The 23,183-nt window shown below is 62.1% G+C and carries 17 protein-coding genes; 12 read left to right on the forward strand and 5 right to left on the reverse strand.

Annotated features, from left to right (window positions below; genetic code table 11):
- The first annotated feature begins 51 nt into the window (after positions 1-51).
- The 3 genes from O1W68_RS09445 (at position 52) to guaA (ending at position 4,831) form a co-directional block, all read left to right on the forward strand.
- A complete protein-coding gene (locus O1W68_RS09445) occupies positions 52-1,191 on the forward strand; it encodes a GuaB3 family IMP dehydrogenase-related protein (protein WP_269303030.1) in 1,140 nt (379 codons plus the stop codon).
- 250 nt (positions 1,192-1,441) lie between these two features.
- Positions 1,442-3,172 carry a GMC oxidoreductase gene (locus O1W68_RS09450; protein WP_269303032.1) on the forward strand — a complete coding sequence of 577 codons (1,731 nt, stop codon included), beginning with the start codon at positions 1,442-1,444 and terminating at the stop codon, positions 3,170-3,172.
- Between the two features lie 69 nt (positions 3,173-3,241).
- Positions 3,242-4,831 (forward strand): glutamine-hydrolyzing GMP synthase, encoded by a 1,590-nt coding sequence (gene guaA / locus O1W68_RS09455; protein WP_269303034.1) that lies wholly within the window; start codon positions 3,242-3,244, stop codon positions 4,829-4,831.
- A gap of 8 nt (positions 4,832-4,839) precedes the next feature.
- On the opposite strand, the gene O1W68_RS09460 is transcribed toward guaA, so the two are convergent.
- Positions 4,840-5,088 carry a hypothetical protein gene (locus tag O1W68_RS09460; protein WP_269303035.1) on the reverse strand — a complete coding sequence of 83 codons (249 nt, stop codon included), beginning with the start codon at positions 5,086-5,088 and terminating at the stop codon, positions 4,840-4,842.
- Positions 5,081-6,448, reverse strand: coding sequence for a PspC domain-containing protein (locus O1W68_RS09465; RefSeq protein WP_269303037.1), 1,368 nt, complete (start codon positions 6,446-6,448; stop codon positions 5,081-5,083). Before O1W68_RS09465 ends, O1W68_RS09460 begins: the two co-directional genes overlap by 8 nt.
- A 97-nt stretch (positions 6,449-6,545) precedes the next feature.
- Here O1W68_RS09465 and O1W68_RS09470 point away from each other — a divergent pair, with 97 nt between their 5' ends.
- From O1W68_RS09470 to O1W68_RS09480, 3 genes are all read left to right on the forward strand, one after another.
- Positions 6,546-7,262 carry an NADPH-dependent F420 reductase gene (locus O1W68_RS09470; RefSeq protein WP_269303039.1) on the forward strand — a complete coding sequence of 239 codons (717 nt, stop codon included), beginning with the start codon at positions 6,546-6,548 and terminating at the stop codon, positions 7,260-7,262.
- 68 nt (positions 7,263-7,330) lie between these two features.
- A complete protein-coding gene (locus O1W68_RS09475) occupies positions 7,331-8,629 on the forward strand; it encodes an ATP-binding protein (RefSeq protein ID WP_269303041.1) in 1,299 nt (432 codons plus the stop codon).
- Positions 8,626-9,273, forward strand: a complete 648-nt coding sequence (locus tag O1W68_RS09480) for a response regulator (protein ID WP_269303043.1) — start codon at positions 8,626-8,628, stop codon at positions 9,271-9,273. Before O1W68_RS09475 ends, O1W68_RS09480 begins: the two co-directional genes overlap by 4 nt.
- Positions 9,274-9,280: 7 nt before the next feature.
- Here O1W68_RS09480 and O1W68_RS09485 read toward each other — a convergent pair whose 3' ends face one another.
- Entirely contained in the window at positions 9,281-10,498 is a 1,218-nt protein-coding gene (locus O1W68_RS09485) for a serine/threonine-protein kinase (protein WP_269303045.1), read from the reverse strand.
- Positions 10,499-10,739: 241 nt separating this feature from the next.
- On the opposite strand from O1W68_RS09485, the gene O1W68_RS09490 reads away from it, so the two are divergent.
- From O1W68_RS09490 to O1W68_RS09505, 4 genes are read left to right on the forward strand one after another with little or no spacing between them, the layout of a single operon-like run.
- Entirely contained in the window at positions 10,740-11,609 is an 870-nt protein-coding gene (locus tag O1W68_RS09490; protein WP_269303047.1) for a hypothetical protein, read from the forward strand.
- Positions 11,606-13,159, forward strand: a complete 1,554-nt coding sequence (locus O1W68_RS09495; protein ID WP_269303049.1) for a DNA polymerase Y family protein — start codon at positions 11,606-11,608, stop codon at positions 13,157-13,159. Before O1W68_RS09490 ends, O1W68_RS09495 begins: the two co-directional genes overlap by 4 nt.
- Before the next feature lie 31 nt (positions 13,160-13,190).
- Positions 13,191-13,949: an alpha/beta fold hydrolase gene (locus O1W68_RS09500; protein ID WP_442972317.1), complete on the forward strand. Its 759-nt coding sequence runs from the start codon at positions 13,191-13,193 to the stop codon at positions 13,947-13,949.
- A 23-nt stretch (positions 13,950-13,972) separates the two neighbouring features.
- The gene (locus O1W68_RS09505; protein WP_269303051.1) at positions 13,973-14,494 is read left to right on the forward strand and encodes a hypothetical protein; all 522 of its coding nucleotides are present in this window, start codon (positions 13,973-13,975) and stop codon (positions 14,492-14,494) included.
- On the opposite strand, the gene O1W68_RS09510 is transcribed toward O1W68_RS09505, so the two are convergent.
- Positions 14,485-16,482 (reverse strand): SDR family oxidoreductase, encoded by a 1,998-nt coding sequence (locus O1W68_RS09510; RefSeq protein ID WP_269303053.1) that lies wholly within the window; start codon positions 16,480-16,482, stop codon positions 14,485-14,487. The two genes, O1W68_RS09505 and O1W68_RS09510, sit on opposite strands and share 10 nt — an antisense overlap.
- A 72-nt stretch (positions 16,483-16,554) precedes the next feature.
- A complete protein-coding gene (locus tag O1W68_RS09515; protein WP_269303054.1) occupies positions 16,555-18,684 on the reverse strand; it encodes an MMPL family transporter in 2,130 nt (709 codons plus the stop codon).
- Between the two features lie 127 nt (positions 18,685-18,811).
- Here O1W68_RS09515 and O1W68_RS09520 point away from each other — a divergent pair, with 127 nt between their 5' ends.
- Entirely contained in the window at positions 18,812-22,096 is a 3,285-nt protein-coding gene (locus tag O1W68_RS09520) for an error-prone DNA polymerase (protein ID WP_269303056.1), read from the forward strand.
- A gap of 127 nt (positions 22,097-22,223) precedes the next feature.
- Positions 22,224-23,177, forward strand: a complete 954-nt coding sequence (locus O1W68_RS09525; RefSeq protein WP_269303058.1) for a siderophore ABC transporter substrate-binding protein — start codon at positions 22,224-22,226, stop codon at positions 23,175-23,177.
- The last annotated feature ends 6 nt before the right edge of the window (positions 23,178-23,183 follow it).

Raw genomic sequence — 23,183 nt, forward strand, 5'->3', positions numbered from 1 at the left:
TCCGGCGTGCTGAAGCACTTCACCTGTAACTTACGAGAAAGGGGCGCACCCGTGCGCGACCTCGTTGAAATCGGCATGGGCAGAGAAGCCCGGCGCACCTACCAGCTCGAGGACGTCGACATTGTGCCGTCCCGGCGTACACGGTCGTCGAAGGAGGTCTCGACGGCCTGGCAGCTCGATGCATACCGCTTCGACATTCCGGTATTGGCTCACCCCACCGATGCTTTGGTGTCACCTGAATTCGCTATCGAACTCGGTAAGCAGGGTGGGCTCGGAGTCATCAACGGCGAAGGATTGTGGGCTCGGCACACCGATGTTCAAGCGAAGATCGATGAGTTGGTTGCGATCGCCGGAAGTGATTTCGACGCCGATGCGCCGGTAGCGTTTCTGCAGAAGCTGCATGCGGCTCCGCTGCAGCCTGAACTACTTGCCGCCGCCATCGCGCAGGTTCGTGCCTCTGGGGTGACGGTGGCAGTTCGGGTGAGTCCACAGAGCGCGAGAAGCTTGACTCCTGCACTGGTTGCGGCCGGCATCGATCTTCTGGTGATTCAGGGGACTATCATCTCCGCCGAGCACGTCGCGCGCAGCGACGACGAACCATTGAACCTCAAGACGTTCATTGCAGATCTCGACGTTCCCGTGATCGCGGGTGGCGTCAGTGATCATCGCACTGCGCTGCATCTGATGCGGACCGGTGCGGCGGGCGTGATCGTCGGGTACGGCTCTGTGGAGGGCGGCACGACGACGGGTGAGGTGCTGGGCATCGGAGTGCCGATGGCGACTGCGATCGCGGACGCCGCTGCCGCACGGCGGGACTACCTCGACGAAACCGGCGGACGCTACGTCCATGTGATCGCCGACGGTGACATCACCACTTCGGGTGGGTTGGCGAAGGCCATCGCGTGTGGTGCGGATGCCGCGGTGCTCGGTGCTCCACTCGCTGCCGCAGCGGAGGCTCCCGGTAGGGGTTGGTACTGGCCGTCGGCGGCCGCGCATCCGTCCATGCCTCGCGGTGCACTGTTGCCGGTTGCGGCAGGAGAGCGCCCAAGCCTCGACCAGGTGCTTCACGGGCCCTCGAGTGAGCCGTACGGTTCGATCAATCTTGTCGGTGGACTGCGTCGTTCGATGGCAAAGTCGGGTTATTCCGATTTGAAGGAGTTCCAGAAGGTGGGCCTGAACGTCAGAGGCTGATCTTCGTCGCTACCGAGAGGCGCGCACCCTGGTTCACCGGGTGCGCGCCTTTTTCGTGCCGTTTTCGAGGTAGAACGGCCCCGAAGATGGTGATACCGGCGGTTACAGCTAAAGTATCGAGTGTCAACTGTCACAGCCCTGTGGTCAGGTCGCGCTTTCTGTCACCTACTATGTGGTCTCGATCACACCGAGGTGTGGCGGGTTCGGCACGCAAGGCTGGTTGCGGCACGTACGAGGTGGAGGTCGAAGGATGCGTAAGACCGATTACGACGTTGTGATCGTCGGATCAGGCTTCGGTGGCAGCGTCACCGCGTTGCGGCTCGTGGAGAAGGGCTACAGTGTCGGGATTCTCGAAGCCGGTCGCCGGTACGAGGACAAGGACTTCGCCAAGACCAGCTGGGACCTCCAGCGTTTTCTGTGGGCGCCCAAGCTCGGGTGCTACGGCATTCAGCGTGTGCACTTGTTGCGTGACTGCCTGATCCTCGCGGGCGCGGGTGTCGGTGGCGGTTCGCTCAACTATGCCAACACGCTCTATCAGCCGCCGGAGTCGTTCTTCAAGGACAAGCAGTGGGCCCACATCACCGACTGGAACAGTGAGCTCACCCCGTTCTACGACCAGGCCACGCGCATGCTCGGGGTAGTCCGCAACCCCCACATGACACCTGCAGACGAGGTCATGAAGTCCGTCGCCGAGGACATGGGCGTAGGCGAGACGTTCATCCAGACCCCGGTCGGTGTGTTCTTCGGTGACGAGGCGGGCAAGAAGGTCGCCGATCCCTACTTCGGAGGCATGGGGCCTGAACGCACCGGCTGTATCGAGTGCGGCGAGTGCATGACCGGGTGCAGGCACGGGGCAAAGAACACTCTCCTGAAGAACTACCTCGCGCTCGCGGAGCGTGCCGGAGCCGACATCATCCCCATGACAACCGTGAGTGGTCTCCGGTCGCTTCCGGACGGTACGTGGGACGTTGCCACCGAGCGGACCGGAGCGTGGATACGCAAGGGTGCCAGGACGTACACCGCCGCCCACGTCGTCATGGCCGCAGGGACCTGGGGCACCCAGAATCTGTTGCATCGTATGAAGGACGACGGCGCTTTGCCATTGCTGTCGAGCACGCTCGGTGAGTTGACTCGTACCAACTCCGAATCCATTGTCGGCGCTGCCAAGTTGAAGGTCGATCCGGCGATGGATCTGACGCGCGGCGTGGCCATTACGTCGTCGTTCCACCCGTCGCCGAACACGCACATCGAGCCAGTGCGATACGGCAAGGGTTCCAACGCGATGGGCTTGCTGCAGACCCTGATGACCGACGGGGGAGGACGTATCCCGCGGTGGCTGAAATTCCTCTTCACTGCGCTCGCACATCCTCTCGACTTCGTGCGAATCGTCAGCGTCAAGAATTGGAGCGAGCGCACCATCATTGCTTTGGTGATGCAGAACCTCGACAACTCGATCACCACGTTCACCAAGCGCGGTCTGTTCGGACGCAAGGTCTCGAGCAGACAAGGCCACGGCGAGCCGAATCCGACGTGGATCCCTGAAGGCAACGATGCGACGCGTCGGGTAGCGAAAAAGATCGGCGGCGTTGCCGGCGGAACGTGGGGTGAGCTGTTCAACATCCCGCTCACTGCCCATTTCCTCGGCGGCTGCGCGATCGCCTCGGATGCCGAGCACGGAGTCATCGATCCGTACCAGCGTGTGTACGGCTACCCGACGATGAGCGTGGTCGACGGCTCGGCCGTATCGGCCAATCTCGGAGTCAATCCTTCACTCACCATCAGTGCGCAGGCAGAGCGGTCCGCGGCGTTGTGGCCGAACAAGGGCGAGCAGGATCTGCGTCCACGTCAAGGTGAGCCGTACCGACGGATCGACCCGATCGCGCCCGTCAGCCCAGTTGTCCCTGTATCGGCGCCGGCGGCGTTGCGTCTGCCGATCGTGGAGATTCGATCGTCCAAGACCGCCATGTCGGAAGGTGCGTGATCCTTGGTCGCGTCGTTCCCGGTCGAGTGGCTGCGTCGCTCTCCCGGGCCTTCCCACTAGGCTGATCGGGTGACCGCCACGCCGCAGCCTGATCCAGCCCAGCCCCGCCCCGTACTCGTCGTCGATTTCGGTGCTCAATACGCGCAGCTCATCGCGCGTCGAGTCCGTGAGGCACACGTGTACTCGGAAGTGATCTCACATACGGCAACCGTCGAAGAGATCGCCGCGAAGAATCCGATCGCCCTGGTGCTGTCCGGTGGCCCGTCGAGCGTGTACGCAGAAGATGCACCGGCTCTCGACGCCAAGGTCTTCGACCTCGATGTGCCGGTCTTCGGTATCTGCTACGGATTCCAGGCCATGGCCCAAGCTCTCGGTGGCACGGTGTCGCACACCGGGACGAGGGAGTACGGACGCACTCAACTCTCCGTCGACGGCGGAGTCCTCCACGACGGCCTGCCTGCGACGCAGCCGGTCTGGATGAGCCACGGTGACGCCGTCACCGAGGCACCCGACGGATTCACCGTCACCGCAACCAGTGCCGGTGCACCCGTTGCTGCGTTCGAAAACACGGAGAGGCGTCTTGCCGGGGTGCAGTACCACCCCGAGGTGATGCACTCGCCCCACGGCCAGCAAGTCCTTCGTCGATTCCTCTACGAGACCGCGGGAATCAAGCCCGATTGGACGGCGGCCAATATCGCCGACGCGCTCGTCGAACGAGTACGAGAGCAGGTCGGTGACAGTGGTCGCGCTATCTGTGGATTGTCGGGAGGCGTCGACTCCGCAGTGGCAGCAGCGCTGGTGCAGCGCGCAATCGGCGACCGGCTGACCTGTGTGTTCGTCGATCACGGTCTGTTGCGTGAAGGCGAACGCGAGCAGGTTCAGCAAGACTTCGTTGCTGCTACCGGCGCCAAGCTCGTCACTGTCGATGCCGTGGACACTTTCCTGGGTGAGCTCGAGGGCGTGTCCGACCCGGAGGAAAAGCGCAAGATCATCGGCCGCGAGTTCATTCGCAGCTTCGAAGGCGCAGTGTCCGAGGTCCTCGGCGAGAACGCCGAGCAGGGGAGCGGCGTCGACTTCCTCGTGCAGGGAACCTTGTACCCCGACGTCGTCGAGTCCGGGGGCGGTTCCGGAACCGCGAACATCAAGAGCCATCACAATGTCGGTGGTCTTCCCGACGATCTGCAGTTCACCCTCGTCGAACCGCTTCGTGCGCTGTTCAAGGACGAGGTCAGAGCGGTGGGGCGTGAACTGGGCTTGCCGGAGGATCTCGTCGCACGCCAGCCGTTCCCGGGACCGGGACTGGCCATTCGCATTGTCGGTGAAATCACCCGCGACCGCCTTGCCACGCTGCGTCATGCCGATTCCATCGTGCGCGAGGAACTGACGATGGCGGATCTGGACAACCAGATCTGGCAGTGCCCGGTCGTGCTGCTCGCTGACGTGCGCAGCGTCGGTGTTCAGGGAGACGGTCGTACCTACGGCCATCCGATCGTTCTTCGTCCGGTGTCGAGCGAAGACGCAATGACTGCCGACTGGACGCGGTTGCCGTACGAGGTCCTCGAAACGATCTCGACCCGGGTGACCAACGAGGTATCGGAGGTCAACCGAGTCGTTCTCGATGTGACGAGCAAGCCGCCAGGCACCATCGAGTGGGAGTGAAAATGGTGCTACTGCTTACCTTTTCGTCCAGGGGCAAGCAGTAGCGCCGTCCCCACCACGATCGCGGCTACTACGAACACCCAGCGGAACTGCACATTGCCGAGCGAGACGATGGCGCCTGGGCCGACAAGTGCGCAGACGCTGACTATCGCTGCCGCGAGTCCGACGAGGAAAAGCAGAGCGGACGGCCGTGTTCGGGCGCGATTCTCCAGGGTGGTGTCGTCGTCGCTGTCGCCGTACTGCCAGGATTCAGCCACGGAGTACCTCCAAATTGCCGGCCCGCGCTGATCCCTCTATGGTCAGGATCGACGAGTTATCGGGCGAGTTGCCTTGCTGCACACCGGTGGGGCCGCACTTCGTGCTGGCCGCAATGGACGTGCAATCGGTTCGGATGTTCATCCAGTCAGGAACGGAAACTTTCGCGTTCCCTGCCGTGACGTCGACAGAGATCGTTCGGTCCTCGGTGAGGTCCAGACCGCGCAGGTCGAGTTGGAGATCGCCGCCCTGCACGGTGTATTCGGATTGGAGTTCTGCCATCGTCGTCGGTCGATATTGTTGTTGGCCCGCGTACTGGCTGTCGAAGGAGATAGGTCCGATTATCGACGCGAACACCACGAATGCCACCAACGGGCCGGTCACGATCAGGAGGCCGTAACCCTTTCGCAGGAATGCGCCGAGAATCAAGCCGGTCGCGACCACCGCGAGGGCGACTGCGGCGATCCGCGCCGGGGTGAGCCACGTCGATTCACTGCTTGCAGCAATGGCTCCGGTAAGAGCTGCGGCCAGCAAAGCGAGTCCGATGAAGCTCGATGTCCACCGTGAGCGCTTCTTCTTCTCGATGATCTCGGGCGCAGTTGCTGCTGCGGGTTCGGGGAGGTCCCAGGCGAATGGAGCGACTCCGAGCGGATCCCACGAAGGGGGTGTCGGTGGCTCGGAGAGATCTTGCGGAAGAGTCGATTTGGTGAGATCAACCTCCGTCGCCGGTGGTGGAGTGGGGACATAACTCTTGGGAAGCGTCGTGTACGGGGTATACCCGCCTCGACCGGCGTCGTGCTGCCCAGGGCGATGCTGCACTGCTCCCCAGTAGTTCTGCTGGGCGGAGGAGTTGTACGGCGTATTGAAGGAGATCGGAAAATTCGACTGTGGGTAGGCAGAGGCTCCGCCTGGGGGATAAGCAGTGGATCCGTCCGGGAGGAACTCAGGCGGCTCGGGACGGCGCTGGTGCAGAAGCCACAGGCCGCCGAGGAGGGCGAGCGTACTGACCAGTCCCGAACCGTCGAGACCGAATCCGGCGGGACCGATCGTCGTGACGGCGATGATCAACGCAACTACCAGAACGATCGTCTTCGTGCTGGTGCCCTTGCCGACCAGTGATTGTGCCGCAGAGGCGGAATCACCCGCTTTGCTCAACAGCAACCATGCGGCGAGGTACAGCACGATTCCGGCGCCGCCGAAGATCGTCCCGACGACGAGTGCGACACGAATGAGAACAGGGTCGACGCCGTAGCGGTATCCGATACCGGCCGCGACACCCGCGATATGGCCCCTCTGTGGCAACCGGTAGGGGCGGGTGCGCCACATCTGTTGGAGCTGCTCGGAGACGGTTGCATTGCTCATGTAGACCATCGTGGCGGGTTGCTGTGTCGAGCACATCAGGGATAGCCCTGATATTCACGTCGGGTAGGAATGAATCGGCCTTCGATGGAGGTTGTGCTTGTCAGAAAGTCATTCGCACAACGAAGGAGTTTTTCAGGTGAAAATCGGAATCATCGGCGCAGGATTCATCGGTGGCACACTGACGCGGCGGCTCAGTGCGCTCGGGCACGAGGTACGGGTATCGAACTCGAGGTCCCCTGAGACCCTGTCCGATCTGGCAGCGGAGACCGGCGCACACGCAGTGTGGAGTTCCGAAGCGGCCTTCGATGCCGATCTGGTGATCGTGAGCATCCCGCAGAAGAACGTTCCCGACCTGCCTGCAGGCATCCTCGACGCCGCCAAAGACGGTGCCCCGATCATCGAGACCAACAACTACTACCCTCAGCAACGTGACGGCCTCATCGCCGACATCGAGAACGGCAAGCCGGAAAGCGTCTGGGTAGCAGAACATCTCGGCTCGCTCGGTGCCGATGTCGTCAAGGTGTTCAACGGAATCTACTGGAAGCACCTACTGGAGAAGGGGCAGCCGAAGAGTACAACCGGTCGGATCGCGCTCCCTGTTGCCGGTGCAGACGGACCCGGCAAGGCCTTGGTGTTCGACGTCGTCGATCAGCTGGGCTTCGACCCTGTCGACGGCGGCACGCTAGCGGATTCGTGGCGTCAGCAGCCCGGTACTCCCGTGTACGGAAAGGACTTCGATGCGGACGGCGTGAAGGTAGCGCTGGCGGAAGCCACGACCGAGCGCGCACCGGAATGGCGCGCTGAATCTGCATAGAAAAATCTGCATCGAGATCAGGGGAGACCCTGATGCGCGGGATGGTCGTTTCGTGCCAGGATCGAATCGTGCACCCTGTCGACCCGCTCGCTTCCACCGGAAGCTACGAACCCGCCAAGTTCCATCGGCGTGGCGGTGGACGCATAGTGGGCGGAGTTGCCGGCGGCGTTGCCGACCATCTCGGTGTGGACGTGTTCAAAGTCCGCGTTGCATTTGCATTGCTGGCGATCATGGCGGGGGCGGGAATCCTCGCGTACGGCCTCCTGTGGATTTTCAGTCCGGTCGGAACGGACGTGGATCGTCCGAGTAGCGCCGAACGACAGCGGGCTCTAGGGCTCGCCGCCATCGGGCTCGGTTTGGCTGCCGGGTTGGCGTGGCTGCTCGACGGAACTGCTGCGTCGGTCCTCGCCCCGATAGTGGTCGTCGTTGTCGGCGCAGCGCTGGTCTGGCGCGAGTTCGATTCCGAGGGACCGCGTTCGATTCTCGGTATGCCGAAGAAGCCGACGGTGCTCAGTTGGGCACGTGTGGTCGGCGGCGCGACGCTGATCGTCCTCGGACTCGGTGTCGTCGTTTTGGCTCGGGTCGACTTGGCCTCGTTGCGTTCGTCGTTGCTGGCAGTGATCGTCACGCTGGTCGGTGCCGCGCTGCTGACGGTTCCGGTCTGGCTGCGAATGTGGCGGGCGCTGAACGCCGAGCGGTCTGCTCGCATCCGCAACGACGAGCGCGAAGAAATCGCTTCTCATCTGCACGACTCGGTGTTGCAGACGCTGGCGCTGATACAGAAGCAGTCCGATCATCCGCAGGAAGTAATGCGATTGGCACGCGGGCAGGAGCGCGAACTGCGCAAGTGGTTGTTCGAAGATCGCGACTCCGACCACACGAGCCTCGCCGAGGCATTGAAGACGATCTCGGGTGAGGTCGAGGACCAGTACGGCGTAACGGTGCGTCCCATCACCGTCGGCGATGTGCAGCTGGAGCTCGAAGATTCCGATTCCGGTTTGCCCCGAGAGCATTTCACCGCGCTGCTCGGTGCGACTCGCGAGGCGCTGGTCAATGCGGCGAAACATTCGGGCGAAATCAACATCGACTTGTTCGCCGAAACCGAGCCCCACCGAGTGACCGTGTTCGTTCGTGATCGCGGCAGCGGATTCGACGAGAACCTCGTACCGATGGGCCGTCAGGGACTCGCCAAGTCGATTCGGGGGAGAATCGAGCGACGCGGCGGCGAAGTCTCGATACGCTCCACTGTGGGAAAGGGAACCGAAGTTCGGATCTTGATGCCCCGCGAGCACACCTCGACGACTTCTCCGAACAACGACCGGACCGAGCCGACAAGCCAACCGATACCGCAGGAGCAACCCAGGTGACCGACACCTTTCGTGTCTTTCTCGTCGACGATCATGCAGTTTTTCGTTCCGGAGTTCGCACCGAGTTGGGTCGCGAAAGTGACATCGAGGTCGTGGGGGAAGCGGGCGGAGTGGCCGACGCGGTTGCCGGTATCGAGTCGACGAAGCCCGATGTCGTGCTGCTCGACGTCCACATGCCCGACGGCGGCGGCGTCGCCGTTCTCGAACGCATCACCGCCGGTCCCGTCTGTCTGGCGTTGTCGGTCTCCGACGCGGCCGAAGACGTCATCGCCGTCATCCGTGCAGGTGCGCGGGGTTACGTCACGAAGACGATCTCAGGATCCGAACTCGCCGACGGGGTACGACGCGTTGCCGGTGGGGACGCCGTGTTCTCCCCGCGTCTCGCAGGCTTCGTGCTCGACTCGTTCACGGGTAAGTCGAATGTCCCCGAACCGCCACTCGATCCCGAACTCGATTCACTCACCCCTCGTGAACTCGAAGTTCTGCGTCTGCTTGCGCGCGGTTATACCTACCGTGAGATCGCCGAGGACCTGTTCATCTCGGTGAAGACCGTCGAGACGCATGCTTCGAACGTGCTACGTAAGACGCAGCAGTCCAATCGCAATGCGTTGACCAGGTGGGCTCACAAGCGTCGTATCGATTGATCATTTCTCAGAGCAGGGCGATGATCAGCACGATCACGAGTCCCACAGTGACGATCAGTGCAGCGAGGACGGCCTCGGGCGGGACGTCGATCCGGTCGTCGACTATGTGATCTATTCGATCGAGTACCACCTCGAGTGGATTCTTCTTCCGTGGAGGATCGAACGGTGGTGGAGCGTACGGGGTCGGCGTCTCACCTTCGGTTCGATCGCTGAACCGAACGGCAGGAAGGCCGGCAATCGTGTTTCCGAATTCTCGCGAAGGGCGTCGCGATTCCGATACCGGGGTGGAGCGATGAGCCCAGGCCGGAACGACCCCGCTGGCCGATGTCACCGGGACTCCACGTAATTGGGTGATGTTTGCTCGGCCGCTGATCGCATGTCGAATGATCTCGTCGCGTGCCTGAGCCATGGTCGGTCTGCGAGCAGGATCGGGTTCGAGCATGTGCAGCAGTGGCTCGGTCAGGTCACCGCATCGAGTGGGCGGAATTATCTGGCCCCTGGCGACGCGATGCAGCAGCGCGATGGAGTCCTGGTCGATGTCGAACGGCGGTTTTCCTTCGATCGCGGTATAAAGCGTCGCCCCGAGAGAGAAGACGTCACTTGCTTCGGTGGGGTCCTGTCCCCGGGCCACTTCTGGAGCGAAATAGGCAGGAGTTCCGGTGATGACACTCGAATCCGATTCCTCGACATCACCTTTGGCGCGCGAAATACCGAAGTCGCTGATCTTGACGACACCGAGGGTGCGTCCACGATCGGCGATCAGGATGTTGCCCGGTTTGATGTCGCGATGGACGATACCTGCCTCGTGTGCTTCGGTGAGTGCGTCGGCGACTTGAGCGCCGATCTGCGCAACTTCGTACGGTGGCAGTGTTTCGGCGGTGTTGAGTGCCTGAGCGAGGCTCCTCGACGGCATGTATTCCATCACGAGCCAGGGCTCGCCGTCTTCGATCGCGACGTCGTGCATGGAGATGGCGTGCAGACTCGACAATCGCGCTGCGATCCTGCCTTCACGCATGGCTCGATTGCGCACTTCGCGTGCGGCGCGATCACTGAGGCGTGCAGTGGACGTGACTTGTTTGACAGCCACTTTCCGGTCTAGCAGCGTGTCCTGAGCAAGCCAGACCGCGCCCATTCCGCCCCCACCCAGCTTGTACGCGAGTCGGTACCTGCCTGCGAGTAGGAAGTCGGGTCCGACGACCCTGACGGTGCGCTGCTTCTCGGTCACGATCACAGGTTAGTTGACTATCGACGTCCGTGCCGACACCACTGTCGGCAGTCCGTTGTCGACCCCTCCACCTGGGCTTTCGTATCCGTCTTGACGTGGATCGCCGCAGCGGCTTTACTGGATAGGAATTCGAAAATGTGTTCGAAGGGTAAGACTTCCCCGCTGCCCCGAGAGCTGGTTCGAGTGTACTTTTTTCGCCAATTTTCGGGGAGTGCGCATGACTTTTTCTGCCGGTGCTTCCATGAGTGCTACCGACTCGAGTGCTGACTCCTCATTCGAGGTGTCCCAGTCCGAAGCGTCCTTGACGGAAATGACGTTGTCCGAACGCGTCGAGCATCTGAGGCGACGCATGGCATCGGTTCCAGCACGTGGTGAGACCCGCTCCGTCAGGCAACCTATCGAACCCGTCATCCGGCCCCGCATCGAGCCGGCAACATCCACCCCGCGGGGGGGTGACCCTGTGCGAAGCAAAGCGGTACTGGCGGTCCCTCCTGCACTGGCGGCCATGCTTCCTTATGGCGGCTTGGCTCGCGGGTCCGTCGCCGCGGTCTCGGGCGCAGGTTCGCTGCTGCTCGGCATGGTGGCGGCGGTCACCGCGTCGGGTGGGCATGTCGCAGTGGTGGGGCAACCGCGGTTCGGTTTGCTCGCAGCTGTCGAGATGGGTGCAGAACTACGGAGATTGGCCGTCGTACCCGATCCGGGGGATGACCCGGTCGAGGTAGCGGCAATTCTGTTGGACGGGCTCGATCTCGTCGTGCTCGGTCTCGGCGGTCGTTCGGTGCCTCCCTCGCGTGCGCGTGCGGTTGTCGCACGGGCGCGCAGCAAAGGGGCGACGCTTCTGGTCACCGACGGTCACTGGGACGGTGTGGAGTTACGTTTGGATGCGGAGGTGCGCAGCTACAACGGATTCGGCACCGGAGTTCGCTCGGGGCGTGGGCGTTTACGGAATCTACAGTTGGAGGTACGTGCGCAGGGCAAAGCGATGCGGCCGCGTAGTACGTGCTTCGATCTTCGTCTCGAGCGCGGCCGTATCGAATGGTCGGTCGCAGCGCAGGTAGACAGTACGACAGGCAACGGAAGTACCGAGACCGATCTTGCGGTCCTGGCATGAGCCGCGTCGTAGCGCTGTGGTGTCCGGACTGGCCTGCCGTCGCAGCTGCGGCGGTGGCCGGTCTGCCGGCGACTCATCCTGTGGTGGTCACCTCGGCCAATCGGGTGATTGCATGCTCGGCACCGGCACGGGCGGCAGGGGTCCGCCGAGGCTTACGTCGTCGTGAAGCACAGGCGCGATGTCCGGATGTGTATGTGGCGACGGCAGATTCGGATAGGGATGGGCGCTTGTTCGAGCCGGTCGCGGCGGCCATCGATGCTGTCGCGCCAGGTGTGGAGGTGTTGCGTCCGGGTTTGTTGATTCTGAGTGCGCGTGGGGTGAGCAGATATTTCGGGTCGGAGCACAAGGCTGCCGAAAGATTGATCGATCAGGCTTCGGGTGCGGGGGTTGAATGCCAGATCGGAATCGCCGACGAGATGACGACGGCCGTCATTGCAGCTCGTCATGCTGCAGTCGTCCCTCGGGGCGGTGCTGCGCGTTTTCTCTCTCCACTCCCGGTTGCCGAGCTTGCAGCGGAGCCGAGCCTTGCCGCAGTGGACCGTGGAGAGTTGATAGACCTGTTGCGTCGCTTGGGTTTACGAACTATCGGCGATTTCGCGGCGCTCATGCCAGGGGAGGTGGCATCCCGTTTCGGGTCCGATGCGGTTCTCGCTCACCGCAGTGCGCGAGGTGAGCCGGAGCGTCCACCGTCGGCGCGTGCGTTGCCGCCCGATCTGAACGTGGAACACCGCTGCGACCCTCCCATCGATCGCGTCGACGCCGCTGCGTTCGCCGGCCGAGGTATGGCCGAAAAGCTACACCGCACGCTTGCCGCGGCGGCTGTGGCCTGCACCCGACTCCTCGTTCATGCATCCACCGGAAACGGTGAGAATCTGTCGCGTATCTGGCGGTGCGCCGAGCCGCTGACTCCGGAAGGAACCGCAGATCGGGTGCGGTGGCAATTGGACGGGTGGCTGACCGGGCGCAGCGAGAGTCGTCCGACGGCAGGAATCATTCTTCTGAGGCTCGAACCGGTAGAGGTCGTTGCGGCAGGTGAGCTGCAGCTGGGCTTGTGGGGAAGTGTCGGTGACGAGGACGAGCGTGCTCGGCGGGCGCTGGTACGAGTACAAGGTCTCCTCGGTGGTGATGCGGTCAAGGTAGGGGTACTCAGCGGGGGACGTGGGCCGGTGGAGCGAGTGACGCTTCGTTCGCTCGGCGATGAACTGGTCCCGCTGCTCGATCCCGCTGCCCCGTGGCCGGGCAGGTTGCCACATCCAGCTCCTGCGGCAGTAATGCAGACACGCCCAGAGGTCGCTCTGGAAGACGGCGGCGGTAACGGTGTACACGTCACCGATCGAGGTGGTTTCGACACGGCACCCGTGGGGCTTCGGTGGGGTAGCAAGAAGTGGACCTTGCACGGGTGGGCCGGCCCGTGGTCCCTCGACGAGCGTTGGTGGGATCCGGTCGTGGGTAGCCTCGGTGCGCGTGTGCAGGTGCTTCTCGAGGAGAACCGCGCTCTGCTGTTGGTGTACGAGAGAAGTGTTTGGCGAGTCGAAGGCATCTACGAATGAGGTGGAAGAGAGCGCGGCTACTCTCGGGACTGTGAGTATCGACGTGGAATTACTCGATGTGTCCGGCGTCGACATCGCCTACCGAGATTTCGGTGGAACCGATCCTGTTCCTACCGTGTTGGTGCACGGCATGGGCGGTGACAGCAGCACCTGGGACCGTTTCGCCGGCGTACTCACCAGTGCCGGTCGTCGGGTAGTCACGGTCGATCTGCGCGGGCACGGACGCAGTGCACACGCCGACGACTACTCTTTCGACGCATTCGGCGGCGATGTGTCGGCTGTACTCGACCATCTCGGGCTGGCGCAGGTGGATCTGGTCGGGCATTCATTAGGCGCATACGCAGTGTCGGTGGTGGCGCAGCAGCGCCCCGCATCGGTTCGGTCCCTCGTAGTCGAGGAGATGCCTATTCCGATTCGGCCGGGAGATGCGCCACCGTCGCTCACCGGCCGCCTGCCCACCATCACCGAACTCTGGCACGCGGGTTCCAGTATCGTCAGGCATCCGCGCGCTGTCTTCGCATTCGACCGTTCGATGACCAAACCTGCTCTTGCTCAGTTTCGCCGACCCAACGCTCAGTGGTGGTCCCGGTTGCCGGACATCACTGCCTCGACACTCGTGCTTCGCGGTGGCCCGGGCGGGATGGTCGATGCCGACAGGCTCGCCATGCTCACCGGTGAGATCCGCTCGTGTCAGGTTGTGGCATTCGAGACCGGTCACAGCATCCATCGTGACGACTACCAGTCATTCGAGAGCGTCGTGCTCCCATTCCTGATGCGTGATCGAATCTGATTCTCGCGCTCTAGTATCTGCAGATGGCACTTACGGCGCAGGATCGTCCACTCATCGCTTGGACGATGATATTCGCTGTCTCTCAAGCCAATATCCTGCGTCTGTTGGGGCCTGCGGGCCCTCGGGTTCTACAGATTCAGACTGCATGGTCGGCACTCCGATACCGGCAGATCCTCGACAGCATGGACGCAGCCGCCACTGCTCGATTTCGGAGTCACTACTATCCCGATTTCGTCCATCCGGTGATCTATGCGATGGCTTTGCGTGCCGGGGCTTCGCGTCTGGGCGAACTCACCGACCTGACACCCACCACGGCGAAGGCACTGGCCATAGCTCCGATTCTGTCCGCGGCGGGTGACTACGTCGAGAACGTCACGGGTCTGTATCTGCTCGATCACCGCGAACAGATCACCGATTCGGTGGTTCGAGCCACGACGGCGGTCAGCGTGACCAAATGGGTACTGGCAATGGGAACTCTCGCGTACCTCGCCTGCGGGTTCGGTCGAGCAATGACAGCCGTGGGTAGAACTGGACATCACCAGTAGGTGCCCGGCACCAACCGGCCGAGTCGGCGCGCCAACTTGCCTACTCGTGCACTCGGACGGGACGGGTCGTGCGGTGACGAGGTCAGCGGTACGAGTGAAGGCTGTGTAGGTGCAACCTCGCCTTTGGATGCAGCGGACTCCGGGAAACGACGATAGAACTGATGCATCGTACGGTCCTTGCTTTTGGGTGTGAAGATGCTGCCGAATTGACCGAGAGTGCCCAGCGGGGTGTCGATGCGCTTCGGCTTTCGGGTGAGTGCCCGGACCACCATCGCTGCTGCCTTCTCCGGCGATACCACCGGGCCGGCATTGCCGGAACCTGTCGGGGTGATCATCGGGGTGGCCACCAGCGGCATGTGGATCGTAGTGAATGTTATTCCGTCGGATAGAGTCTCGGCTGCGGCGACGTCAGCGAAACCGTCGAGTGCAGCCTTGCTGGCTACGTAGGCGGCGAATCGAGGAGCGTGACCGAGCACTGCTGCGCTACTGACGTTGACGACGTGCCCGAAGCGGCGTTCGCGCATGTGCGGAAGCAGTGCCAGGACGAGGCGAACAGCACCGAAGTAGTTGACGGCCATGGTGCGCTCGAAGTCGTGCAGTCGATCGGTCGAGCGGTACAACGATCGACGGATGGACCGTCCGGCGTTGTTGACCAGCATGTCCACGTGATCGTGTTCGCTCAGAATGGTTTTCACGGTCTGTTCGACCGACTCTGTGTCGGTGATGTCGCAGGTGTACCCGAAGGCATCACCACCTCGAGCGCGAATGTTCGCCACGACGGAGTCGAGTTGTTCGGTACCGCGGGCAAGCAGAATGACAGTCGCACCTTTGCGTGCTGCCGCTTCGGCACTGGCCTTTCCGATGCCGGAGGATCCACCGGTGATGATGATGTGCCGTCCGAAAAGCGGGCCGCGAGCATCGTCGCGCCGCGCGCGGTTCGGGTCCAGGTGCGCGCGCCAGTGTTGCCACAGACGGTCGGCGTAGGTCGCCAGCGGTGGTGGGGTGATTCCGCTGCCCGACAGTGCTTTCTGGGTCGCTGCCGAGTCGAAGGTCGTCGGGAAGGTGAGATGTTCGAGCACTACCGGTGGTATGCCGAACCTGTCCAGGAGAGTGTTGCGGCCGGTGCGGACGATGTTGGTCTTCGGTGCTACGACGGCGGCAGCAACGGCTCCGGGAATGTCGATGACCTTCGCTCTCGAACCTGCGGCGTCGGAGAATGCGCGGTATACCTCGTGCATCGACTGCGGTTGCGTGTTGACGAGGTGGAACACTCGTTGACCGTCCTGGCCACGATGGATCAATTCCACGATCGCAGCGGCGACGTAGTCGACCGGCACCAGATTGGTGGCCCCGATCTTCGGAACCGTGATGGGAAGCGCGGTAGGCAGTGTGGCCAACGCGGCGAAGAGGGGGAAGAAGAAGTATGGGCCGTCGATCTTGTCGATCGCCCCGGTTTCGGAGTGCCCCAGCACGACCGACGGTCGATAGACGCGCCAGTCGACCGAGGATTCGCGCACGATCTTCTCGGATTCGAACTTGGTGCGGTGATACGGGGTTGGGAAACTCTGTCCTTTGTCGAAGTCGTATTCGGTGAATGTTCCTGCGTGATCTCCGGCAATGGCTATCGAGGAGATGTGGTGCAACCGGGCACCGGTCCGCTCGGCGAGTGCCACCACCGCGCGGGTGCCCTCGACGTTGGTCGATGCTTGTTCGTCACCGGCGGTCATGTCGTAGATGGCGCCCAGGTGAACTATGTGGTCGATGCCGTCCGGGACAGTGCGCAATCCGAGATCGGGTTCGGTGAGATCGCCGATCAACGGGTGAATCCGGGTCTTGTCGGCGAGCATGTCGACCTGCCGTTCGAGCTTCCCGAGCGACTTTTGGCGAACCAATACGTGAATGTCGGCCGCCGGGTCGCGCTCGAGCAATTGCGGTATCAGATTCTGCCCGAGGAAACCCGTACCGCCGGTGACAATGTAGTTCGACATGGACACAACTTACTCCGAAGTAAGTTGTCGGGCCAGGTCGGTAGAGCCCACCAGGGTGACCGGCGGCGGCGCTCAGTGACCGATGCCTACCTTCTCGTGCACCTTCTTCATCCACGCCGGAGCCCACCAGTTCGCCTCACCCATCAACTTCACGAGCGACGGGACGAGCAGCATGCGGATGATCGTGGCATCGATGATGAGCGCGAGAATCATGCCGAACCCCAGGAACCGCATGATCGACAATTCGGAGATGGTGAACGCGCCGGTGACGATGATGAGGATGAGCGCGGCCGCTGTCACGATTCTTCCGGTGCGCTGGGCGCCGATGACGACCGCTTCCTCTGTCGAAGCCCCGCCTGCGCGCGCCTCGACCATGCGCGACATCAAGAACACTTCGTAGTCGGTCGACAGGCCGAAGACCACAGCGAGGATGAGGACCACGAAGGTCGCCTCCAGCGGCGCGGGCGTCACCCCGAGAAGATCGGCACCATGTCCTTCCTGGAACACCCAGGTGAGCACTCCGAATGTCGCCCCCAGGCTGAGGCCCGCCATGAGGACCGCCTTGATCGGCAACACTATCGATCCGAATGCCAGGAAGAGCAAGATGAGCGTCGAGACGACCATGATCGCAATCATGACCGGAAGCCACGCGGCGATCGCCGCATTGCCGTCGTCGACGAGTGCCCGTGCGCCACCGACGAGCAGCTCGGTGCCATCCGGTGGTGTCATCGCGCGCAGCCCCGCCACCGCAGCACTGGCTGCATCGGCTTCGGTGCGCCCGTCGCTCGGTTCACTGAAGCTTGCTTCCAGAGCGACGACTTCGTCTGTGGATCCGATGAACGACACTCGAGCGATGCCGTCGACGGATTCTGCTAGACGGGTGATGTCGGCTATCGGCGCGCCCTGCGGTTTGGATCCATCGAGGCCCCGGAGTACGACCGTTGCGCTCTCACCCGAAGATTGGAACTCGCTGCCGAGGGTTTCGACGGCGACGCGAGCGGGATCGTCCTTGGGGAGCGCGGTGTAGTCGACTTCGCCGAGTGCGACCTTCAGTATCGGCGCCGACAGTACGAGCAGTCCCGCAATGATCACTGCCGCTACGATTCCCGGCTTGCGCATCACTCGGGTCACGACGCCGCCCCAGAACTTCTGGGCGCGCGCCTCACCTCGATCCGACGCCGTTCTGCTCCACGTCAGAGAATTGATGCGTGGTCCGAGGATCGCCAGCAACGCGGGCACTGCTGTCAACGACAGGATTGCGGCGCTGGCAACAGCAGCCATGGCCCCGAAACCGAGCGACTTGATCACCGGTTGTGGGAAGACGAGCATGCCCGCAAAGGCGCAGATCAGCAGCAAGCCCGAGAAGACGATCGTTCGGCCTGCCGTCAGAACTGTACGAATTGCTGCATCGGTCGGTGTTGCACCGTCGCGCATTTCTTCTCGATATCGACTGACGATGAACAGCCCGTAGTCGATGGCGAGCCCGAGACCCAGAAGTGATGCGACGTTGATGGAGAACGAGCTGACTTCCGTGAACGAGGTAAGGGCACGCAGGATTGCCAACGCGCTCAGGACACTCAGGATGCCGACGAAGACCGGGACGGCGGCCGCGACGACGCCGCCGAAGATCACGATCAGCAGAACGAGCGTGATGGGGATGGCGATGGCTTCCGAACGAACCAGATCTTCCTGGAGCGTTTGGCTGAAGGAGACCCCGACCACGGAGCCACCGGCGAACTGAGAGGTGACACCCGGGACCTCGAGCTGCGGTGGGATGTCTCCGAACGTAGCGAAGGTGATGCCGGAGTCCGGTCCCAGGGTGACCGTCGCGAGTGCCTTCGTTCCGTCTTTCGAAACCAGGAATTGCTTCGCCCCGGTATCTGCTGTCCAGTAGGAGAGGACGTTCTCGACTGCGTACTTGTTCTGGAAGCCGTCGAGTACCGAGGTGACGTCCGGGGCGATGTCGTCGATGCTCTTGCCCTCGGGCGCGGTGTAGATGGCGACGATATCGGGGGTTTGCTGCCCCAATCCTGCGACGAGCTCCGATACTTCGGCAGCTTCACTACCGGGGTCGATGAAACCGCCCTCGCTGAGCTTGCCGAAGACGCCGAGTCCCCATATGCCGCTCAGTGCTACGACCACCACAGCGATGGAGAGCACCCATCGCTTGTGGGAGACGACGAACGAGGCCCAACGATTCACATTCTTCTCCGGCTCTTTCGGCTGCTGTATGTCACGGCGAGCCTAACTGCCTCGTGAGACAGATTGATTTGTGTCGTAGCCGCGGGGTCTAATGGAACATATGTTCGAACGAAAGTGAGGTGTGGGTATGGGATGGAACGACGGTCCGCCGACGTGGTCGGAAATGGAACGGGTGTTGTCCGGCCGTCCCTCGCATCCGAAGGTCGTGGACATCGTCGGGGACGGTGGTGACAGTCCGGCGTGGTCGCGCAAGCGGGCGGTCTACGAGAAGACGATATCGAGACCTGCGACGACCACGGCGTACGCGGAGCTACATGCACATTCGGCTTTCAGCTTTCTTGACGGTGCCAGCCAACCGGAGGAGATGGTCGAAGAAGCAGTACGGCTCGGGCTCGAAGCCGTCGCCATCACCGACCACGATGGCTTCTACGGTGTCGTGCGCTTCGCCGAGGCAGCAAAGGCGCTGGGGATCAAGACCATTTTCGGCGCCGAGTTGTCGTTGGACACGACGACGTCGAGGACAGGTGAGTTGGATCCGGAGGGTACTCATCTGCTGGTTCTCGCTCGTGGGCAAGAGGGGTACCGACGGTTGTCGCGTGAAATTGCCGCGGCTCACCTTGCCGGGGGAGTCAAAGGAAAGCCCCGTTACGATTTCGACGCCCTGTCCGAGGCTGCGGGTGGGCATTGGCAGATTCTCACCGGATGTCGAAAAGGGCATGTTCGACGGGCGTTGGACGACGGTGGCGTCGAGGCAGCAGGTGCGGCTCTGGCGGATCTGATCGAGAGATTCGGTGCCGACCGAGTGACCGTGGAACTGACTCATCACGGCGTACCGGAAGACGACGAGCGCAACGATGCGCTCGCCGAATTGGCACGGAGATTCGATCTTCCGATCGTTGCTACGACTGCGGCGCACTATGCGACTCCGCGGAGCGGGCGTTTGGCCATGGCGATGGCAGCGGTGCGTGCACGGAGCAGTCTGGACGACGCCGCGGGGTGGTTGGCTCCCACCGGAGGTACGTACCTGCGATCCGGCGCCGAGATGGCTCGGTTGTTCGAGCATCATCCCGGTGCGGTTCGTGGCGCCGTCGAACTGGGTCGAGAGTGTGCTTTCGATCTGCACCTGATCGCCCCACAGTTGCCGCCGTTCGACGTGCCTGCGGGCCACACCGAAGCCAGCTATCTGCGCGACCTCTCGCTAGACGGTGCTGCGCGCAGATACGGCACACCCAGTACGCACCCGGCCGCCTACGCGCAGATCGAATACGAACTCGACATCATCGAGCGATTGAACTTTCCTGGGTACTTCCTCGTCGTGCACGACATCGTGGACTTCTGTAAGACACACGACATTCTCTGTCAGGGAAGAGGTTCGGCAGCGAACTCGGCTGTCTGTTACGCCATCGGAATCACGAACGTCGATCCGGTGGCGAACAAACTTCTTTTCGAGCGTTTCCTTGCTCCGGAACGAGACGGTCCTCCGGATATCGATGTCGACATCGAGTCCGACCGGCGCGAGGAAGCCATTCAGCACGTATACGAGAAGTACGGGCGTGCTTACGCGGCGCAGGTGGCGAACGTGATCACGTACCGAGGTAAGTCCTCGGTACGTGACATGGCACGTGCTCTCGGGTTCTCGCAGGGGCAGCAGGATGCCTGGAGCAAACAGGTCACCCGGTGGTCGGGCGTCGGAGATCAGGCAGACAGTGGCATTCCGAAGTCTGTTCTCGAACTTGCCCAGCAGATCGAAGGCTTCCCCCGGCATCTGGGTATCCACTCGGGCGGAATGGTGATCTGCGATCGCCCTATTGCCGATGTCTGCCCTGTCGAATGGGCGACGATGGCTAATCGCAGTGTGTTGCAATGGGACAAAGATGATTGTGCTGCAGTAGGTTTGGTGAAATTCGACATGCTCGGTCTCGGTATGTTGTCGGCGTTGCACTACATGATCGATCTTCTCGTCGAGCACAAAGGGCAACGCATCGACCTCGCGGACATCGATTTGAGTGAGAAAGCCGTCTACGACATGCTGCAGCGGGCCGATTCGATCGGTGTGTTCCAAGTGGAGTCGCGGGCCCAGATGGCGACGTTGCCGCGGTTGAAGCCGAGTGAGTTCTACGACCTGGTCGTCGAGGTCGCACTCATCCGACCGGGTCCGATCCAGGGTGGATCCGTTCACCCGTACATCAAGCGCCGCAACGGAATCGAACCCGTCACATTCGATCACCCGTCGTTGAAGAAGGCTCTCGACCGCACACTCGGAGTGCCACTCTTTCAGGAACAATTGATGCAGATGGCCATCGATGTGGCTGGATTCAGCGCTGCCGACGCCGATCAACTTCGTCGTGCGATGGGGTCGAAGCGTTCGCCGGAGAAGATGAATCTGTTACGTGATCGCTTCTACGACGGAATGCGAGACTTGCACGGCATCACCGGTGACGCGGCCGATCGAATATACGAGAAGCTTTCTGCATTCGCCAATTTCGGTTTCCCCGAAAGCCATTCACAGAGCTTCGCCTCGCTGGTCTTCTATTCGTCGTGGTTCAAGCTTCATCATCCCGCCGCGTTCTGCGCAGGTCTGTTACGTGCGCAACCGATGGGTTTCTACTCCCCGCAGTCTCTGGTGGCGGACGCTCGACGGCATGGAGTGCGTGTGCACGGCCCGGACGTCAATGCCAGTTCCTGGTATGCAGATCTCACTGCCGAGGGTCTCGAGATTCGGATGGGACTCGCTGACGTGAAGTACATCGGGCAGGATCTTGCCGAACGCATCGTCGACGCACGCACAGCAGCCGGTCCGTTCGTATCGTTCCTCGATCTCACGGGACGAGTAGAGCTGTCTGCTACACAAGCCGAATCACTGGCTACCGCAGGCGCGTTGGGATGTTTCGGGATCACCCGTCGGGAAGCGCTCTGGGCGGCAGGCGCAGCAGCAAGGGAGAGGCCGCATCTGCTTCCCGGGCTCGGTGCATCCACTCGTGCGCCGGTATTGCCTGGGATGAGCGATCTCGATATGGCTTCGGCGGACGTCTGGGCCACTGGAGTCTCACCCGATGCGTACCCGACTCAGTTCTTTCGCGAACAGCTCGACGCACTGGGGGTAGTCCCGGCGAATCGACTACTGCTGGTTCCCGACGGGGACCGGGTCCTGGTCGGTGGTGCCGTGACGCATCGGCAGCGCCCGGCTACGGCTGCCGGGGTCACGTTCGTCAACCTCGAAGACGAAACGGGGATGGTCAACGTGGTGTGCTCGGTGGGGTTATGGGCCAAATACCGGAAGTTGGCGCTGACGGCTCCGGCATTGCTCATCCGCGGGAAGGTCCAGAACGCCGAAGGAGCTGCGACGGTGGTGGCCGATCATCTGCAGCTCATGGACCTACGGGTGATGTCGAAATCGCGGGACTTTCGTTAGAGGCCGGTCAGCGGACTGTCGAGGGTGCGTTCGATGCCACATTGCCTAGATTTGCCAAGGCTAACCTAATCGAATACTTTGCTCATGAAAGCAAAGGTTTTGTAAAGACAAATCGATGGAGTGACCAGTGAAGAACATCCGCAGATCGAGCGTTTTCGCCGCCGCCGCTGCCGCCGCATCCATGCTCGTCCTGGCCGGGTGCAGCACCGATACGGCCGACACCTCGGATTCCGCCGACACCGTCAGCATCGACACCGCGAACGGAGTGGTCGAAGTAGCGACCAATCCGCAGCGCGTCGTGGCACTGGACAACACCTCGTTCGAAACATTGAAAGCGTTCGGCATCGAACCAGTTGCACTTCCGAAGCAGATCATGCCGGACGTCGGATTCGAGGAGTGGATCGGTAACGACCTCATTCTCGACATCGGAACACACCGCGAACCCAACTTGGAGGTCGTCAGCGAGGCCGAGCCGGATCTGATCATCGGTGGCTACCGGTTCGAGGAATACACCGACGAACTGAGCCAGATCGCTCCCACTATCGATGTCTCGCCCACCGATGAAAACTACGTCGATTCGCTGAAGTCCCAGACCGTAGCTCTCGGAAAAGTATTCGGCAAGGAAGACGAAGCGGCTCGGATCATCGCCGATCTGGACGCTGCCAAGGACGAAGCTGCGGCCGAGACTCGGAGCGAAACAGTGTTCCTGGCCAACGTCAACGGTGGCAAGATCGACAACGGCGCACAGCGCATCGGCCGTTTGCTCGAACCACCGACCCTCACCGATGTGTTCGCAGGGGATGCCGGCGACATCCATGGCGATTCCGGGCTGGCGCCCGAAACGATTGCGCAGGCTAACCCCGACTGGGTCATCGTGATGGACCGCGACGCGGCCGCAGGCGAGCCTGGCGCGTCCCCGGCCAAGGCGGTATTCGACGCGCAGGAAGCATTCGCGAACACTACGTTCATGACCGAGGATCAGGTCGTTTACCTCGACCCATACTTCTACACCCGCGAAAGCATCCAGGCGTATTCCGAAGCGTTCCAATCAATTTCCGCAGCGTTCGCAAACGCGACGTAGGAAAGA

This window comes from Rhodococcus sp. H36-A4 (assembly GCF_027158005.1).
Taxonomy (GTDB): Bacteria; Actinomycetota; Actinomycetes; order Mycobacteriales; family Mycobacteriaceae; genus Rhodococcoides.

Coding starts and splice junctions, on each gene's coding strand:
- O1W68_RS09450 (WP_269303032.1), top strand. CDS start 1,442: ATGCGTAAGACCGATTACGACGTTGTGATCGTCGGATCAGGCTTCGGT.
- O1W68_RS09495 (WP_269303049.1), top strand. CDS start 11,606: ATGAGCCGCGTCGTAGCGCTGTGGTGTCCGGACTGGCCTGCCGTCGCA.
- O1W68_RS09520 (WP_269303056.1), top strand. CDS start 18,812: ATGGGATGGAACGACGGTCCGCCGACGTGGTCGGAAATGGAACGGGTG.
- O1W68_RS09465 (WP_269303037.1), bottom strand. CDS start 6,448: ATGAGCAATGCAACCGTCTCCGAGCAGCTCCAACAGATGTGGCGCACC.
- O1W68_RS09510 (WP_269303053.1), bottom strand. CDS start 16,482: ATGTCGAACTACATTGTCACCGGCGGTACGGGTTTCCTCGGGCAGAAT.
- O1W68_RS09490 (WP_269303047.1), top strand. CDS start 10,740: ATGAGTGCTACCGACTCGAGTGCTGACTCCTCATTCGAGGTGTCCCAG.
- O1W68_RS09505 (WP_269303051.1), top strand. CDS start 13,973: ATGGCACTTACGGCGCAGGATCGTCCACTCATCGCTTGGACGATGATA.